This is a genomic window from Bradyrhizobium forestalis (assembly GCF_002795245.1).
GTDB lineage: Bacteria > Pseudomonadota > Alphaproteobacteria > Rhizobiales > Xanthobacteraceae > Bradyrhizobium > Bradyrhizobium forestalis.
Genome location: NZ_PGVG01000004.1, coordinates 233930 through 249463, shown reverse-complemented (window position 1 = coordinate 249463; position 15534 = coordinate 233930). Strand labels below are relative to the sequence as shown.

The 15534-nt window shown below is 64.3% G+C and carries 15 protein-coding genes and 1 tRNA gene; 8 read left to right on the top strand and 8 right to left on the bottom strand.

From position 1 onward, the window contains the following. Positions 1-56: 56 nt before the first annotated feature. Together CVM73_RS07475 and cysE are read right to left on the bottom strand one after the other, a co-directional pair. A complete protein-coding gene (locus CVM73_RS07475) occupies positions 57-275 on the bottom strand; it encodes a DUF3126 family protein (protein ID WP_007602550.1) in 219 nt (72 codons plus the stop codon). A 129-nt stretch (positions 276-404) separates the two neighbouring features. Continuing rightward, positions 405-1229, bottom strand: a complete 825-nt coding sequence (gene cysE, locus CVM73_RS07470) for a serine O-acetyltransferase (protein ID WP_100231357.1) — start codon at positions 1227-1229, stop codon at positions 405-407. A gap of 276 nt (positions 1230-1505) precedes the next feature. Here cysE and CVM73_RS07465 point away from each other — a divergent pair, with 276 nt between their 5' ends. Beyond that, positions 1506-2861 (top strand): hypothetical protein, encoded by a 1356-nt coding sequence (locus CVM73_RS07465; protein ID WP_167406688.1) that lies wholly within the window; start codon positions 1506-1508, stop codon positions 2859-2861. Positions 2862-3062: 201 nt separating this feature from the next. Here the strand turns inward: CVM73_RS07465 and CVM73_RS07460 are convergent, their stop codons facing one another. The 3 genes from CVM73_RS07460 to CVM73_RS07450 form a co-directional block, all read right to left on the bottom strand. Next, positions 3063-3881, bottom strand: a complete 819-nt coding sequence (locus tag CVM73_RS07460; protein WP_100231356.1) for a class I SAM-dependent methyltransferase — start codon at positions 3879-3881, stop codon at positions 3063-3065. 320 nt (positions 3882-4201) lie between these two features. Continuing rightward, positions 4202-4957, bottom strand: coding sequence for an alpha/beta fold hydrolase (locus CVM73_RS07455; protein WP_100231453.1), 756 nt, complete (start codon positions 4955-4957; stop codon positions 4202-4204). A gap of 165 nt (positions 4958-5122) precedes the next feature. Next, positions 5123-6259, bottom strand: a complete 1137-nt coding sequence (locus CVM73_RS07450) for a hypothetical protein (RefSeq protein WP_100231355.1) — start codon at positions 6257-6259, stop codon at positions 5123-5125. A 308-nt stretch (positions 6260-6567) separates the two neighbouring features. Between CVM73_RS07450 and CVM73_RS07445 the strand changes: the two genes are divergently transcribed. Next, positions 6568-6813, top strand: coding sequence for a zinc-finger domain-containing protein (locus CVM73_RS07445; protein WP_008562814.1), 246 nt, complete (start codon positions 6568-6570; stop codon positions 6811-6813). A gap of 19 nt (positions 6814-6832) precedes the next feature. After that, positions 6833-8035, top strand: a complete 1203-nt coding sequence (locus CVM73_RS07440) for an FAD-dependent monooxygenase (protein WP_100231354.1) — start codon at positions 6833-6835, stop codon at positions 8033-8035. A gap of 25 nt (positions 8036-8060) precedes the next feature. Here the strand turns inward: CVM73_RS07440 and CVM73_RS07435 are convergent, their stop codons facing one another. Next, on the bottom strand, positions 8061-8483 hold the full coding sequence (locus tag CVM73_RS07435) for a twin-arginine translocation pathway signal (protein WP_100231353.1): 423 nt from the start codon (positions 8481-8483) through the stop codon (positions 8061-8063). Positions 8484-8656: 173 nt separating this feature from the next. Between CVM73_RS07435 and CVM73_RS07430 the strand changes: the two genes are divergently transcribed. After that, a tRNA-Leu gene (locus CVM73_RS07430) sits at positions 8657-8745 on the top strand. A 33-nt stretch (positions 8746-8778) separates the two neighbouring features. Here the strand turns inward: CVM73_RS07430 and CVM73_RS39080 are convergent. Then, positions 8779-9060 carry a hypothetical protein gene (locus tag CVM73_RS39080; RefSeq protein WP_146006570.1) on the bottom strand — a complete coding sequence of 94 codons (282 nt, stop codon included), beginning with the start codon at positions 9058-9060 and terminating at the stop codon, positions 8779-8781. A 213-nt stretch (positions 9061-9273) separates the two neighbouring features. Between CVM73_RS39080 and CVM73_RS07425 the strand changes: the two genes are divergently transcribed. From CVM73_RS07425 to CVM73_RS07410, 4 genes are read left to right on the top strand one after another with little or no spacing between them, the layout of a single operon-like run. Then, positions 9274-9924 carry a class I SAM-dependent methyltransferase gene (locus CVM73_RS07425; RefSeq protein WP_158237548.1) on the top strand — a complete coding sequence of 217 codons (651 nt, stop codon included), beginning with the start codon at positions 9274-9276 and terminating at the stop codon, positions 9922-9924. Beyond that, on the top strand, positions 9921-10787 hold the full coding sequence (locus CVM73_RS07420; RefSeq protein ID WP_100231351.1) for a glycosyltransferase family 2 protein: 867 nt from the start codon (positions 9921-9923) through the stop codon (positions 10785-10787). The genes CVM73_RS07425 and CVM73_RS07420 overlap by 4 nt, the downstream gene beginning before the upstream one ends. Before the next feature lie 22 nt (positions 10788-10809). Beyond that, positions 10810-12711 (top strand): asparagine synthase (glutamine-hydrolyzing), encoded by a 1902-nt coding sequence (gene asnB, locus CVM73_RS07415; RefSeq protein ID WP_100231350.1) that lies wholly within the window; start codon positions 10810-10812, stop codon positions 12709-12711. A 24-nt stretch (positions 12712-12735) separates the two neighbouring features. Further along, on the top strand, positions 12736-13551 hold the full coding sequence (locus CVM73_RS07410) for a class I SAM-dependent methyltransferase (RefSeq protein ID WP_100231349.1): 816 nt from the start codon (positions 12736-12738) through the stop codon (positions 13549-13551). Positions 13552-13816: 265 nt separating this feature from the next. On the opposite strand, the gene CVM73_RS40835 is transcribed toward CVM73_RS07410, so the two are convergent. Next, entirely contained in the window at positions 13817-15382 is a 1566-nt protein-coding gene (locus CVM73_RS40835; RefSeq protein WP_245452240.1) for a hypothetical protein, read from the bottom strand. Positions 15383-15534 lie beyond the last annotated feature (152 nt).

Here is a 15534-nt window from a genome sequence, read left to right as displayed (position 1 = left end):
AGAGCGCCGCGCACGGCGAAGAGTTCGCTTCGCTCGCAACGGCGGCGTAGCAACGCCTACTCCTGGTCGACGAGATCGTCCTCGAGGATCGCCATCTGGAACTGGAACGAACGATCGTCGTCCTCGTCGTCGACGAAGAGGACGCCGATGAATTCCTCGCCGATATAGACTTCGGCGGAATCGTCCTTCTTCGGCCGCGGTACGACGCGAATCTTGGGATTGCCGAATACGCGCTTCAGATACGCGTCGAGCTTTCTCACTTCCTTGACGTCCACGGCAAGTCTCCAATCGAAAATCTGGTTGGCGGGGTTTACGACGAGACGCGGCGAACCGCCAGCATGAATTGCCAAAGAAATTTGGGACGGAAAGGGCCGGAAAATCGGCCCCGTTCCATCGAGCGAAGATCAAAGCCCCAAGGCGTTGATCATCTGATCCATGGTGCGCGACGGCTCGGCGCAGCCGGCTTCGCCGACGATCTTGGCCGGCACGCCCGCGACGGTGACGTTGTGCGGCACCGGCTTGACCACGACCGAGCCGGCGGCGATGCGGGCGCAATGGCCGATCTCGATGTTGCCGAGGATTTTTGCGCCGGCTCCGATCAAGACGCCATGGCGGATCTTCGGATGACGGTCCTCGTTCTCCTTGCCGGTGCCGCCGAGCGTGACGCCGTGCAGGATCGAGACGTCGTCTTCGATGACAGCCGTCTCACCGCAGACGAAACCGGTGGCGTGGTCGAGGAAGATGCCGCGGCCGATGCGCGCGGCGGGATTGATGTCGGTCTGAAACACCGCCGACGATCGGCTCTGAAGGTAGTATGCGAAATCCTTGCGGCCCTTCAGATAGAGCCAGTGCGCGAGGCGATGGGTCTGGATTGCGTGGAAGCCCTTGAAGTAGAGCAAGGGATCGATGAAGCGCGAGGTTGCGGGATCGCGGTCGTAGACGGCAACGAGATCGGCGCGGAAGGCGTTGCCGATATCAGGGTCGTCGCGCAGCGCCTCAATATAAGCCTGGCGCACGAGGTCGCCCGACAGTGCGGAGTGATCGAGCCGGTCGGCGACGCGGTGGACCACCGAATCTTCCAGGCGGCCGTGATGCAGCACCGCCGAATAGATGAAGGTCGCAAGCTCCGGCTCCCGACGGACGATGTCCTCCGCTTCGCCTCGGATCCGGTCCCAGATCGGATCGAGCGATGCGAGCTTTCCTCCCGGATTGACCTGATGCACTGCCATGGGATTTGCTCTCTCGAATGGGCTTCTTTTGCGGGCTGTATAGCACAGTCTAGGCGACAAAGTCCTGACGGGCTTGCCTGAGAGTGAACAGCACCTTGCCCCGCCGGGGCATGCCAAGACTTTGAAACACAACAGTTTCTTCTGACGCCCCGAAGCGCAAGGTCGGCTCAAAGTGGTCAGAGTTTTGGCAAATTCAAGCGGGGCGGCGTCAAACTATTGGTGAATTCTCTCTGAGCCGTTATTGCGGTCATGTCCGAGCGAGGACGGGGAGCAGATTTGAGCATCACCACCGAACAATTGCGCGCGCGCGCCGCTGATACGTTTTGGCTGCGGCTGGCGGCGGTGGCCCTGCCCCTCCTGATGATCGCGCCGGCGTTCTGGAACGGCTATCCGCTGCTGCAATGGGATACCGGCGGCTATCTGGCGCGCTGGTACGAGGGCTATCTCGTCCCCAGCCGTTCCACGGTGTTCGGCCTCTATCTGCATTATGGCGAGAGTTTCGGCTTCTGGATCAACCTCGCCGCCCAGTCGCTGGCGACGCTGTGGCTGCTGCAGCTCACCCTTCGCGTCCTCGGATTGATGCAAACCTTCCGCTTCGTCGTGATCAGCCTCGGCCTGATCGTGTCGACCGCGCTGCCCTGGCTTGCGAGCATGCTGCTCACCGACATCTTTGCCGGGCTCTCAGTGCTGTCGCTGTTCCTGCTGGCCGTCGGCGCAAGCCGCATCTCGGCGCGCGAAAAGATCTCGCTGTTCGTCTTCACCGCCTTTGCCGCCGCAACCCACAGCGCGACGCTCGGCGTGCTGCTCGGTCTTTGCGCCGCGGGCTGGATGGCACGGCCGTTCCTTCGGCAGCGCCTGCCGCTTGCCGGATTGGCACAGGCGAGCCTCGCCATCGTTGCGGGCAGCCTGATGCTGGTCTCGGCCAATTACGCGCTGTCCGGCAAGCTGGCCTGGACTCCCGGCGGTTACGGCGTCGCCTTCGGCCGCATGATGCAGGACGGCATCGTCGCACAATATCTCAACGACCATTGCCCGCGCGAACGCTACAAGCTGTGTCCGTATCGCAATGAACTGCCGTCGACAGCAGATGAGTTCCTGTGGGGCAAGAGCATGTTCAACACGCTCGGCCGCTTCGAAGGCATGAATGAGGAGATGGGTTACATCGTCGTGCATTCGCTTGCGGACTATCCGGCCTGGCAGGCGGGCGCGGCGTTGCGCGCGATGGGACAGCAATTGCTGCATGTGGCGACCGGCGAAGGCACCAATGGCTGGATCCCGCACACCTACGGCATCATCGAGCGCTACATCCCCGCGCAGGTCGCGCCGATGCGGGCGGCGCGGCAGCAGCACTGGGACATCAATTTCGACACCATCAACTGGCTGCATGTCCCGGTCGCGCTGGCCTCGATGCTGGGACTGGTCGCGCTGCTCGCGCATGCGCTGGCGAAGCGCCGGCTGGACGACCTGACGCTGCTGGCGGCGACTGTGACCCTGGCCTTGCTCGGCAACGCCTTCATCTGCGGCGTGATCTCCGGCCCGCACGACCGCTACGGCGCGCGGATGGTGTGGGTCGCGACGTTCGTGGTGCTGACGGCGCTGGCGCGGCGGTTTGGCGGCGACGTCAAAGCGTGATGAGATTGGGATGACGAGTCATCGCGCTTGGTTTCGTCCGAGCAGCGATCGCTTTCATCGAAAAGGAACAGCCAGAACTGACTTGGCGTTCAAAAGCGTCTCCCCGTCGGCAAAGCACCAGAGTCCGATAACAGCCCTTGGCGGACTCTGGGCGCTCTCGCGCGGGCCGCTTGCACGTCTGCTCGTGACCCAAAGCGGGCTTCAGTGGAGCGAGGCAATCGCCACGAACGATTGCTGCGGAAACGTCAGCTTGCCACCTGCCAGCATGGAATAGTCGAGCCGAGAGGCGGCATCGTCGGAAATCGACATGATTAAGCGATCCCGCTCAGGCACCTCTTTGTCGTTCAACAGACTAGCCATCGGCGTTGCCGTGAGCTGAAAGCGCACATAATCCAGCATTGACGGGAACCTGATCTGTTTGGTGACAGGGGCCACTTCGACGAAGTCAAAGCCGGCCTGCTTCGCCCAATCGGCAATCTCCTGAGCATCGCAAGAAAGATGCTCAGAACGTTTAATGCGTGACGCCTCTTCTCCGAGACACTTATCGAGTGCCTGCACGAAAGCGTACGCCGCTGGGGTCTTCTCAATTGAGCCGTAAACGCTGAATCCAGCGTGGCCGGCGGGCTTAAGCACCCTCACCATTTCCTTTAGCGCTAGAAGTCGATCTGGGAAGAATTGTAGCCCGAGTTGGCAGAGTACGACGTCGAAGCTGCCTGCATCGAACGGAAGGTCAAGCGCGCTCCCCTCGATCCATTCAATCTTTGGAGACTTTGAGCGCGCAATCGCGAGCATCGCAGAATTGAGGTCAAGGCCGACAACACGTCCCGCTATGCCACGTTGCTCTATCAATCTCGCGACGATGCCGGTCCCACACGCGATGTCGAGTACGCTCTCGCCGCGCGCTGGTGCAATGCGGTCGAGCAGGTCGTTGGCCCATAATGATGTGATGGCTGGTACTAGGTAACGTTCGTACAGTTCCGGCGCGCTGGCATCCATTTGCCAATGTTCGTGGACCGACATGACTTGCCCCTATTGCCGAGTGGAAAGCATCGAGAGACATTGCCGTGTTGATGCTGGCCTATCTGGCGACGAGCTGCAAGGAGGAGGTCCGCTTGCGGCCCATAGCTGACCTCTGGCGGTACTCGGGCGAACGTCTGCAAGTGGCCCTTTGCCGACGTTCCTATCCACTTCGAACTGACGTCTCATGTCCGCCCTTAGCGGACTCCCGATCTCTGCGCATGAAGGAGTGCACGGCCGCGCTGAAGGGAGTGGACGCCCCCTCGTGATAGGACCCTTTAGAACGGTTGCGCAACAACCGCATCGCCTCCGACAACATTGCCTCAGCCGCGACGTGACAGGAAATCCAGCACCCCGGTCTTGTAGACCTTGTCGCCGACCGCGCGCATGTGATCCCGGTCCGGAATGTCGAGCACTTCAGAACCGCGTATGAGCGCGCCGAGCGCGCTCGCAGAGCCGGCGACGTCGTCCCTGCTGCCGACGGCGATCAGCACGGGCACGTCGATCCGCGCGGCCTCCTCCCTGGTCATGAGGTCGCGCGTGCCGCGCAGGCAGGCGGCGAGCGCACGGCGGTCGGAGCGCGTCTGATCGGCAAACGCGCGAAAGGTGCGGCCGACGGGATCGGTGACGTCCTCCAGCGCGGGCGCTTCCAGCGCTTTGGCGACGTTCTCGCCGGGGCCGGTGCCCTCGATCAAGCCGCCGATGCCGATGCCGCCGAGGATCGCCGAGCGCAGGCGCTGCGGCTCGTTGAGGGAGAGCCACGCCGCCATCCGTCCGCCCATCGAGTAGCCCATGATGTCGGCCTTGGGAATGGCGAGGTGATCCATCAGCGCGAGCACGTCGCCGGCCATCACGGGAATCGAGTACTCTGCGGGCTCGTAGAGCTTTGCGCTTTCGCCGTGGCCGCGATTGTCGAGCGCAATCACGCGGCGGCCGTTCTTGCGCAGCTCCGAAACCCAGGTCGGGTAGACCCAGTTCACGTTCTTGCTGGAGGCAAAGCCGTGCACCAGGATGATCGGATCGCCCTCGCCTTCGTCGAGATAGGCAATTTCAACGGCGCCGTTGTGAAAGCTCGGCATCATCAGTTCCAGGGGTCTCGAGGGGAATGGTTGATCTTAGAGCATGATCCGGAGCAGTTGTGCAGCGGTTTTTCCTCGCCACAAGCGCGGAACGCGTTTGCGCAGAGGTCATGCCGAGATAAAAGCCCACAACGCGACGACGAATGACCTCAATTTCGTCGCGCTTTAGGCTTTGAGGGCCGCGTCCGCCAGAGCGGCGTCAGCCGCGATCCGTGCCCGGCGAAGCCGCCGCGCCCTCTTGCGATCGCACCAGGCCTGGGTCAGGCGCTCGGTCGTCGCCTTGATGGAGGAGAGAAGGCCGAACAGCGTCAGTGCCGCACTGAACAGCCAGAGCGCCAGATCGAACGCGCCGCCGACGAGCAGCAGCGCGCCCCGGCCGAGCAGCTTGATGATCGCGCGGGTCTTGCCGCCCTGCGCTTCCGCAAGCCGGGCCGCGCGCGCGACGTCCTTCGGGCCTTCGGCGATCCGCAAGCTATCCATCGCCCCGCGCGTGCCGGTCTTCTCGGCGACGCGTGTGACGTCCTTGCCGAGCCGGACCAGGGCACCGGCCTTCTCGGCCCGGAACGCGGCCTTGATCGCGCCGACGGTCTCGCCCGGGCGGAACACGGACCCCTTGGCGACCGCGTTCCGGAGCATCGGCGTATCCACGATCTCGCGGGCGGACCGGCCGGCCCATGCGGCAAGCCCCTCGCCGAGCCGTCCGACTTTCCGCGCATCCTTCACCAGCGTCAGTCCGGCGCGGACCGGCGCGGCACCGCCGACGGACACGTAGGTTGCCGCCGTCACCGCAAGGCCGGCTGCCGCAAGCCCGAGCACGAGGCGGTCGGTGTCCTCGCCCATCGCAAGATGCTTGCCTTCGCGCACCACGTCCCTGACGTCGCCGATCACGAACAGATCGCCGGCCACGGTTCCCGACAGGCTCGCGACATCGTCCGCGTTGCCGGTGACGAGACCGGCGGCGAACCGCTTGGCGAAATGCGAGGTGGAACTCTCCAAGTTCACCGCATCGCTGACGCGGCTCAGGAGGTCGTCGGGGAGCGCGATGTTGCGGTCACGCGCCAGCGCAACGAAACTGTCGGCGAGATCGGCATCGCCTGATGCAAGCGCGGCCTCGATATTGTCCTGAACCAGGCGGTCGTTCTGCCGCAGCACTGCATCGAGCTTGAGCTCGGAGAGCGCGGCCGGATCATCCTGGGCAGCGAAGATCGCGCCGGCCTCGCGGGCGTGCGGTGCGACCTGCGCGAGCATGAAGCCGCAGGCCGCGATACCGATCAACGCTGTGCTGATTCGCAGCCACTTCATGTGGAAAGCCCGGATGCCCCTGGGACCGCTCGTGCCTGATGATTCGTCTTTCGTCGCAAATTGCACTCGTCCCCAGACATAGTATGCCAAAATTGCGACACAACGTCCCCGACGAAAGAAGGGCTTCTCTCCGGCCTCAAGATTGTGTCGAATTTGCATGAGCAAATGAGCATGGGGCGATTGCGAACCTTTCGGTTCCGCTGGACTAGCAATCATCTGCACCCGCCAGTATGGTCCGCGGCGCCTTAAAGATGCCGCGTCAGTCGTTGATTGTGTCTGCCGCCATTGCCACTCCAGGATGAGTTACGATGTCCGACCATGTCGTCCCGCACTTCCATAACGATGCCGGCGTCCCCGTCATCGAGATCGGCTCGCAAGAGTTCATGTGCGTGGGCGCTAACCCTCCGTTCGACCATCCGCACGTCTTCCTCGACCTCGGCAACGACAACGAGATCATCTGCCCTTACTGCTCGACGCTGTACCGTTTCGCGGCCGACCTGAAACCGGGCGAAGCCCGCCCGCCGGAATGTGTGCTGAAGGACAAGGTGGCCTGACCGCTTCCTTCGGTCAGGGGTGGCGCTCTCCCGAACGATTGTCATCGCTGGTGCCGGCATCGGTGGCCTGACGGCCGCGCTTGCGCTTGCGGCCCGCGGCTTCCGCATCGTCGTGCTGGAAAAGGCCGAGCGCCTCGAGGAAGTCGGCGCCGGCCTGCAGCTCTCCCCCAATGCCAGCCGCGTGCTGGTCGAGCTCGGCCTGACCGAACGCCTCAAGTCGCGCGCGGTGACCCCGGAGGCGGTCTCGATCATGAGCGCGCGCGCCGGCGGCGAGCTGCTGCGCATGCCGCTCGGTGAAGCAGCCTCGCTGCGTGCCGGCGCTCCCTATTGGGTGGTGCACCGTGCCGACCTGCAATCGGCGCTCGCCGGCGCGGTCTCCGACCATCCCGATATCGACCTGAAGCTGGGTGCAAGCTTCGAGGACGTCGCGCCCCACGCCAGGGGACTGACGGTGGTCCATCGCAGCGGCACGATCCGCCGCAGCGATCTCGCCAGCGCCCTGATCGGCGCCGACGGCATCTGGTCGACGGTACGCCAGCATCTGTTTCCCGAGGTGCAGCCGCGCTTCTCCGGGCTGATCGCCTGGCGCGGCACGCTCGATGCCACGCAACTGCCGAAGGACTATGCCGCGCGCCGGGTGCAGCTCTGGATGGGGCCGAACGCCCATCTGGTCGCCTATCCGATCGCGGGCGGACGCCAGATCAACGTGGTCGCGGTGCTGCCCGGGACCTGGAATAGGCCGGGCTGGAGCACGCCCGGCGATCCGCGCGAGGTGATGGACGCCTTTGCCGCCCCGCGCTGGCCGCCGCCGGCGCGGATGATGCTCGCCCCGGTCGACAGCTGGCGGAAATGGGCGCTGTTCGGCGTGCCCGACGGCTGTCCGTGGAGCAAAGGTCCGGTGGCGCTGCTCGGCGATGCCGTGCATGCGATGCTGCCTTTTGCAGCTCAAGGCGCCGGCATGGCGATCGAGGATGCCGCCGTGCTCGCCCGGCATTTGAGCGTTGAAGCCGCCGAGAGCACCAACGGCATCGCCGCCGCGCTGACGCAATACGGCCGCGCCCGCCAGGGGCGGGTACGGCAGGTGCAGCGGACCGCGCGGCAGCAGGGGCGCATCTATCACTTCAGTGGGCCGCTCGCGCTCGCACGCGATCTTGCGATCCGTGCGCTCGGCCCGGAGCGCATGCTGGCGCGGCAGGACTGGATCTACGGCTGGCGGCCGTGATGCGAAGCGCCGACGGCGCGAGGCCTCAGCGGGCCGCTTTTCCGGATTTCGATGCGGGTTTGGCGGCGGCCGCGGGCGATGCCGCAGGGGGCGTCGCCTCGGGCGGCGTTTCCCGGCACTTGTTGCGGCGCCAGGCGTCCTCGGCCAATTGGGCCTGCCCGCGCACCGCGATATAGTCGTTGCGATAAGCGAGCTCGGACACGACCGCGCCCCCCGCCCCGGTCTCGGCCTTCTCCATCAGCATGCGCAAATCATCGGTGCGCTTGGCGAGCGCCTTGCGCTCACCCTCCAGCTGCTTGCAGTCGTACAATTCGTATTTGGCGGGATCGGCAAAGGCCGGTGCGACCGTCTCGCTCATGCCGGCGCAGCCGGACAGCGCGACGCCAGCCGCAAGCAGCGCAACGAGCGCGCCAAAGCCGCGCAGCGGAGAGGAAGACGAAGCAGCCATGCCGGATGAATAGCCCCCGTGGATTGAGAATGCCTAAAGCAACAACAGATGTCCGGATTGAGGCTTTGCCTTGTGCGTCCGGCTCGCTTAAGGAAGAACCGTCCCTCCAGGTCCGCAACGCGCCAATTCCAGACGGCCGGGATGGACTTAAGTATTTGATCTCGTTGGATCAAGCGGGCATGGCGGAATTGGTAGACGCAAGGGACTTAAAATCCCTCGGTGCGCAAGCGCTGTGCCGGTTCGACCCCGGCTGCCCGCACCACGAGATTTGACGCCGCAGCCTCCGGAAACAGGCCTATGGCCATGACGCGCGCCGCATGGGCCATCGGTGAAGGCGGTCTGCCACCGGCTGCAACCAGGCGATCATCGAACGCGCGCCCGGCGACGGCTCGATCAGCCCGACGGCTTCGTTGGGCGGATTCGGCATTTGAAGATCGCTCGCTTCAAGTCCGAGCAGGCTCTTCGCCACATGCGGGCGACGGCATCCGCTCAATGAGCGAGCCATGAAAGGAACCGGCGCCCGGATCGACGTTGATGCAATCAAAGGCGAAAGCGAGAGGTTCGACGTCCGTCTCATCTTGGCTCCTCGCCCATCAATCGCGAGAGCCGTCAACTTTAGGGCGATTGTGCCTCACATGTCCTTGAGAAATGCGGCGCTCGCTGCTAACTCGGGCAGGAACAAGGCGCAGGCTCCATGGCTCAAACCTCCTTTCTCTCCGAACCAACAACGGAAGGTCTGAAAGTCGGGGCCGATACGTATTCAAGCGCGATCGCCGACGCACAGAATTACATGAACTGGGTTGTCGACCAGTTCCGCCCCTACCTGAAGGGTGAGATCGTCGAGGTCGGGTTTGGGCATGGGCTCTACAGCAGAGTGCTCGGAGAGCTCGGCGACTATTGCGGCGTGGACCACGACCGCGAAAGCGTCGAACGTGCCACCAGGGCGATGCCCGACCGCAAGTTCGCCGTCTGCGACATTCTGATCCGCGATCAGTTGAGTTCGCTGTTTCCCGACGGCGTCGATGCGGTCTTCACCATCAACGTTCTCGAGCACATCGAGGATGACGCCACCGCAATTGCCAACCTGGTGCAGGTGCTGAAACCCGGAGGACACCTCCTGATCAGCGTTCCGGCCCTGATGCTGCTCTACAACGATCTCGATCGCCTCGCGGGGCACTGCCGCCGCTACACCACGGCGCGCCTCGCCAAGCTCCTCGCCGATCAACCGGTCGAGCTGGTCCGGCTGAACTACTTCAATCCGATCGGCGGGCTTGGATGGCTTGCCAATCGCCTGAAGCGCCATCAGTCGCTCAACGATGCCGCCGTCAACGGGCAGATCGCCCTGTTCGACAAATATGCCGTGCCGCTGTCGCGGGCGCTCGATCCGCTCTCGCGAAGCTTCTTCGGGCAATCCGTCACCTGCATTGCACGTCGCTTATGATTTCAGTCGTCATTCCTGCGCTCAACGAGCGCAACGGCATTGTTGAAACCATTGATCGAGCCAAGGCGGCTCTCGACGGCGCTCAACTCACCCCCTATGAAATCGTCATCGTCGATGACGGTTCGGTCGACGGGACCGGCGAGCTCGCCGAACAGGCGGGCGCAAAGGTGCTCAGGCATCCCCATAACATCGGCTACGGCCGCTCGCTGAAGGACGGGATTCGCGTAGCGACGTACGATACGATCGTCATCAGCGACGCCGATGGTTCTTACCCGATGGAGGCGATTCCGGCGCTGGTCGCCCGCTTCAACCAGGGCTTTGACATGGTCGTCGGCGCCAGGACCGGGCCGAACTACCGCGAGTCGATGCTGAAGTCGCCATTGCGCGCCGTCCTGAAGGCGATCGTCGAATTCACCGCCAACCGCGAGATCCCCGACATCAACTCCGGCCTGCGCGTGTTCGGCAGGCAGGTCGCGATCTCCTATTTCGAGCATGTCAGCGACCTCTTCAGCTTCACGACGTCGCTGACGCTTGCCTACATGATGAACGCGAAGTTCGTCGACTACATCGATATCGACTACAAGGAGCGGATCGGCCGCTCCAAGGTGAACCTGTTCCGCGACTCCATTCGGACCCTGCAATACGTCCTCGAGGCCTGCACCTATTACAACCCGCTGAAGATCTTCGTGCTGCTGGCGATGATGTGCATGGCGCTCGCACTGCTCTCGCTGATCGGCGGGATCATCCTGCAGCTCGTCAGCGCTTTCGTGCTGGGCGTCGGCGCGATCCTGCTCAGCATTCTCGTCGTCGCGATGGGGCTGCTCGCGGTGCTTCTGAAGCAGATCATGAATCAGCGACCATGACCTCCCTCGACAAGGGAACGCGATGTGCGGGATAGCGGGCATCTTTCATCGTGACGGCCGCCCCGCCGACGGCCGCGCGGTTGCGGCGATGTCGGCAGCGCTGGTTCACCGCGGGCCGGACGGCGAGAGCACCTGGCTGGACGGGCCTGTCGGCCTCGCCCACCGCCGGCTCGCCATCCGCGATCTCTCCGATGCAGGGCGCCAGCCGATGCTGGACGCGTCGGAGCGTATCGTCGTCACCTACAACGGAGAGATCTACAACGATCGCGAATTGCGCAGCGAGCTCGAGCGATCGTTCGGCTTCCGCTTTCGCAGCACCTGCGACACCGAAATCCTCCCTTACGCCTACCTTGCCTGGGGCGAGGCGATGTTCGAGCGCCTCGAGGGCTTTTTCGCGATCGGCCTGTGGGATCGGCAGGAGGGCCGCCTGATCCTGGCCCGCGACGGCATCGGGATCAAGCCGCTGTATTATTCCGAAAGCAGCAGCCGCGTGCTGTTCGCAAGCGAGATCAAGGGACTTACGGCGAGCGGAGACCTCGCCGCGCGGATCGATCCCGTCTCACTGCATACCTATCTCGCCGCAGGCCATCCGGGAACGCAGCAGAGCCTGTACCACGACATCAAGCAGCTCCCGCCCGGCACAATGGTGGGATTCACCGACCGCGAGCGGACCGAGCGACGCTTCTGGCGGCCGGTGCGCGCACCCGTGATCCGCGACCTCGATGAAGCCGTTGTCCGGCTGCAATCGACGATCGAGACCGTGGTGAAGAGCCAGATGGTGAGCGACGTGCCGCTCGCCGTGCTGCAGAGCGGCGGCATCGACAGTTCGCTGATCAGCCTCACTCTCGGCCGGCTCGGATTGAAGCCGCCCTTGTTCACGGCCGGCTTCACCGAGAAGAGCCATGATGAAACCGCGGTGGCGCGCCAGATTGCCGCGACCGCAGGCCTGTCGCTTCACGTCATCGACGGGGAAGCAGGCGAAGGGGCCGAGAGTGCGCTCCGCGCCGTCGTGTACCATTTCGACGGACAGTGCGCCGACACCGGCGCGCTTGGCTTCTACCATCTGGCAGGCGCCGTCCGACAGCACTGCACGGTCGTCCTGTCCGGCGATGGCGGCGACGAATTCTTCGGCGGCTATGAAACTTACGCCGCGACCATGATGGCAGAGCGCATACGCCACGTCATTCCGCGCCCCGTCGCTGGCCTCGCCGGCCGCATTGCCTATGCGTCCGTGCGCGGCAACGAGAAGCGGCTTCCGGCGGCAGCCCAACTCGCCCGCTTTGCGCTCGGGCTGGGTGAAGCCGGCAATAGCCCTCACCTGCAATGGCGACGCCTCGTTCCCCGCTTTCTGGCCGAGAAGATCTATGACGGCGAGATGGCCCATCTGGCATCGACCGATCCGTTCGCCGAATATGCCGAGTATTACGCCGAGCCGCACGCAAACGTGCTCGACCGGGCCCTGATCGCCGACCAGCGCTTCCATCTGCAAAGCGTCCTCGCGAAGGTCGATGCGATGAGCATGGCGCATTCGCTGGAGGTGCGCGTTCCGATCCTGGACCGGCGGGTGATGGACCTCGCAGGTATGATCGACACCTCGCTGCTCAATCCCTGGCCGAAAGGGGCGCCGAAATACGTGCTGCGCAAGCTCGCCGAGCGCCTGGGCATGCCGAGCCGAGCTGCCTGGTCACGCAAGCGCGGCTTCAACGTGCCCATCGCGCAACTGATGCGGAGCGGGCTGCGGTCGATCTGCGACCGCGTGCTCAACCAGGAGGCCGACGTGTTTGCGCCGTTCCTGAAGCCCGATGCGGTCCGGCAGCTGTGGAAGGACCATCTCGAGCGCAGAAACGACAACGCATTCGCGCTGTGGCCGATCCTCACCCTGGGAATCTGGTTGCTGGGGCTCGCCTGCCCCGCGCCGCGCTGAGCGGACGACGCGGGGAACGCACCCATGCCCGATCTGAAGGATGACACGATCAGAGATTTCGGAGAGCAATGGAGCGCGTTCCGCGACAATCCCGGCTATTACGGATCCGCCGTCTTGCTCGCCGACCTCCTTGGTCCACTCGTCGCGCTCGATGAACTCAAAGGCAAGACCATCGCCGACATCGGCAGCGGCTCGGGGCGCATCGTCAACATGCTGCTGGATGCCGGCGCCGCTCGCGTCGTCGCGGTCGAGCCATCGGCCGCCATGCAGGTCCTGAAGGACAACACCGCCGCGCGCAAGGACCGGATCGACTATCTGCAGATTCCCGGCGACCTCTTGCCGCCGGATCTCGGGTTGGACTACGTGGTTTCGATGGGCGTCTTGCATCATATACCGGCGCCGATCCCCGTGGTGCGCGCGGCGTTCGAGGCATTGCGTCCCGGCGGGCGATGCATCGTCTGGCTCTACGGTTACGAGGGCAACGAGACCTATCTGTCACTCGCGGTCCCGCTGCGCAGGCTTACGGTCCTGTTGCCGCACCGTCTGCTCGTGGCGCTATCCCACGTTCTGGAATGGGCGCTGACGGCCTATATCGGGCTGTGCCGGATATTGCCGCTCCCGATGCGCTCCTACATGCGTTCGGTGCTGGCCAAGTTTCCGCGCAGCGTCCGACGTCTGACCATCTACGATCAGCTCAATCCCGCCTACGCCAAGTACTACACCCGCGAAGAGGCCGAGGCGCTGCTCCCGGCCGGCGGATTCGAGGACGTGAAGATCTATCATCGTCACGGATATAGCTGGACGGTGTGCGGCACCCGGCCGGCGCGAGGGGCATCTTGAGGGAGGGCCGCTGCCGCCTTCGCTCAGCCAATCCGGAGAATCCATGCCTGCCACCGCGGCAACTCTGATCCTCGTCGTCGTCCTGCTCGCAGGCCTTATCGCGGCCGCCGTGGTGTTCGATCAGGTCAGCCGCTCGGGCGTACCGGGGATGCTGACCTCTTGGGCGCGCCGCAGGCGCCCTCTCGCACGGCCGCAGCCCCCGGAAGCGGGTCTGCAGCCATAAGTGTAGATTGCGGCCGCGGAAGGAGCTGGCCCGCCGAATGAATTATCCGTGCTCGAGGCGCTTGGGCTCCGCGCGAAAATCGAGCAGCACGATCCAGAAGCAGATCAGCGAGATGACGAGGAGGATGAAACTGCCCTCGAATGGCGCCCCCAGAAGCGAGATCAGTGTCGGAAAGGCGAGGCCGACGGTGAGCATGGCGGCGAGCGCCATGGCCGGAAGATCGACGATGAGGATGGCGGCATAGAGCGCGAGCTCGAAGAAAGCATATTCTTTCAGACGCGGCGAGCTGAGATAGAGCGCGAACATGGCAAGCACGGTGACCCGCATGGCCGTGCGGGGATGATCCATCAGCCAGAGATCCAGTCGCATCAGAAGCGATGCCCCTCCCCCCGCGGGCAGGGCGATCGCATATGGCGTGCACGATGCGGCGGCATCGGCACTGGGCTCCCTCCCCCGCTTGCGGGGGAGGGTTGGGGAGAGGGTGTCTCCGCGTTGGGGTTGTTGAGAATTTGCCGAGTATGTCCCTGCGCGGCGAGAGCCCTCACCCGCCGCGCTCTGCGAGCGCGTCGGCCTCTCCCGCAAGCGGGAGAGGCGGAGCAAGCCCGCGGACAGTCCCCGCGAAAGCATATGCGATCGCCCTCCCCCCGCGGGGCGGCTGCCCACCATGCGCAGGACGGACAGGCCGAACGGCACGAGCACGAGCGCGAGTGCTGCGAGCGCATAGCTCGCGAACAGCGCCGGCTTCCCGTCGCCGAGCCCGGCGTGCTCCATGAGGCTCAGCGCCAGCAGCAGCAACGATGGATTTGTCTCCAGCAGATCGACATGGTGCTGGTCGGGGATCTGCCCCGCCATCGCAAGCTGCCAGCTTGCAAACAGATCGGGATACAGCAGCTTCGATATCAGGATCGGCACGACAAAGCTGAGGATCGCCACCGCGATCAAGGCCAGCTTGCGGCCGCGCGGCAGCGGCAGGAAATAGAGCGCCGCCAGCACCGGGAAGAACACCAGCTTGAACGAGGTAACGAGGCCGAGCAGTGCGGCGCCGGCGAGGCGCCACGTGAAGTCCTGATCTCCCCCCGCTTCCGATCGAAGCGGACGAAGCAAGAGCTTCAGCGCGACCGCGGTCAGTACACCGCTCAGGAGCGCAAAATTCCCCGACGCCTCGACCCATTCGAAACCGACGAACGCGCCGATCGCGCAGAGCACCCGGAGCGCAGCATCGCGCGCGCTTGGGCGCGTTCGGGCAAGGCCGGGCAAGAGCAGCCCGCAGAGCACGGCGAGGACGAGAAAAATGCTTCTGTAATGATCGACCAGAACACCGCCCGCGCAGAGGGGACGGAAAACGTCCAGCGTCACCGGCAGATAGGGATAAGAGAGCTTGGTGCCCTTCAGGTTCTTGACGAAGTAGGGATCGAGCCCTCCGGCATAGGCATCGACCGCCGCGCAATTGACGCGAACGTCCCAGCCAAATTTCACGTCGAGTGCGGCGTCGTTGGCGAGATTGCCGAGCACCAGCAGCCCCGTCAGCGCGATCAGGCAGGCAAGCCAGATGTTGCGCCTGCCAGTCGTGGCGGCCGCGGGCTCCGACCATCGTGCAGCATCGGACATGTCGGACACGGGCGGACCCCTGTTTGGCTTGGTTTGTCTCGGCGCCGTTGCGACAGCCGGTCCGGCCACAATGGACAGGATGGGTTGCCGATTCATCTCCCCGCCGTTCCGTGCCCGATCTTATGGTGAATCCCTGGTTGCCGGCCCACCTC

Coding starts and splice junctions, on each gene's coding strand:
- cysE (WP_100231357.1), bottom strand. CDS start 1,229: ATGGCAGTGCATCAGGTCAATCCGGGAGGAAAGCTCGCATCGCTCGAT.
- CVM73_RS07460 (WP_100231356.1), bottom strand. CDS start 3,881: ATGTCGGTCCACGAACATTGGCAAATGGATGCCAGCGCGCCGGAACTG.
- CVM73_RS07455 (WP_100231453.1), bottom strand. CDS start 4,957: ATGCCGAGCTTTCACAACGGCGCCGTTGAAATTGCCTATCTCGACGAA.
- CVM73_RS07450 (WP_100231355.1), bottom strand. CDS start 6,259: ATGAAGTGGCTGCGAATCAGCACAGCGTTGATCGGTATCGCGGCCTGC.
- CVM73_RS07445 (WP_008562814.1), top strand. CDS start 6,568: ATGTCCGACCATGTCGTCCCGCACTTCCATAACGATGCCGGCGTCCCC.
- CVM73_RS07435 (WP_100231353.1), bottom strand. CDS start 8,483: ATGGCTGCTTCGTCTTCCTCTCCGCTGCGCGGCTTTGGCGCGCTCGTT.
- CVM73_RS39080 (WP_146006570.1), bottom strand. CDS start 9,060: ATGAGACGGACGTCGAACCTCTCGCTTTCGCCTTTGATTGCATCAACG.
- CVM73_RS07425 (WP_158237548.1), top strand. CDS start 9,274: ATGAACTGGGTTGTCGACCAGTTCCGCCCCTACCTGAAGGGTGAGATC.
- CVM73_RS07420 (WP_100231351.1), top strand. CDS start 9,921: ATGATTTCAGTCGTCATTCCTGCGCTCAACGAGCGCAACGGCATTGTT.
- asnB (WP_100231350.1), top strand. CDS start 10,810: ATGTGCGGGATAGCGGGCATCTTTCATCGTGACGGCCGCCCCGCCGAC.
- CVM73_RS07410 (WP_100231349.1), top strand. CDS start 12,736: ATGCCCGATCTGAAGGATGACACGATCAGAGATTTCGGAGAGCAATGG.
- CVM73_RS40835 (WP_245452240.1), bottom strand. CDS start 15,382: ATGTCCGATGCTGCACGATGGTCGGAGCCCGCGGCCGCCACGACTGGC.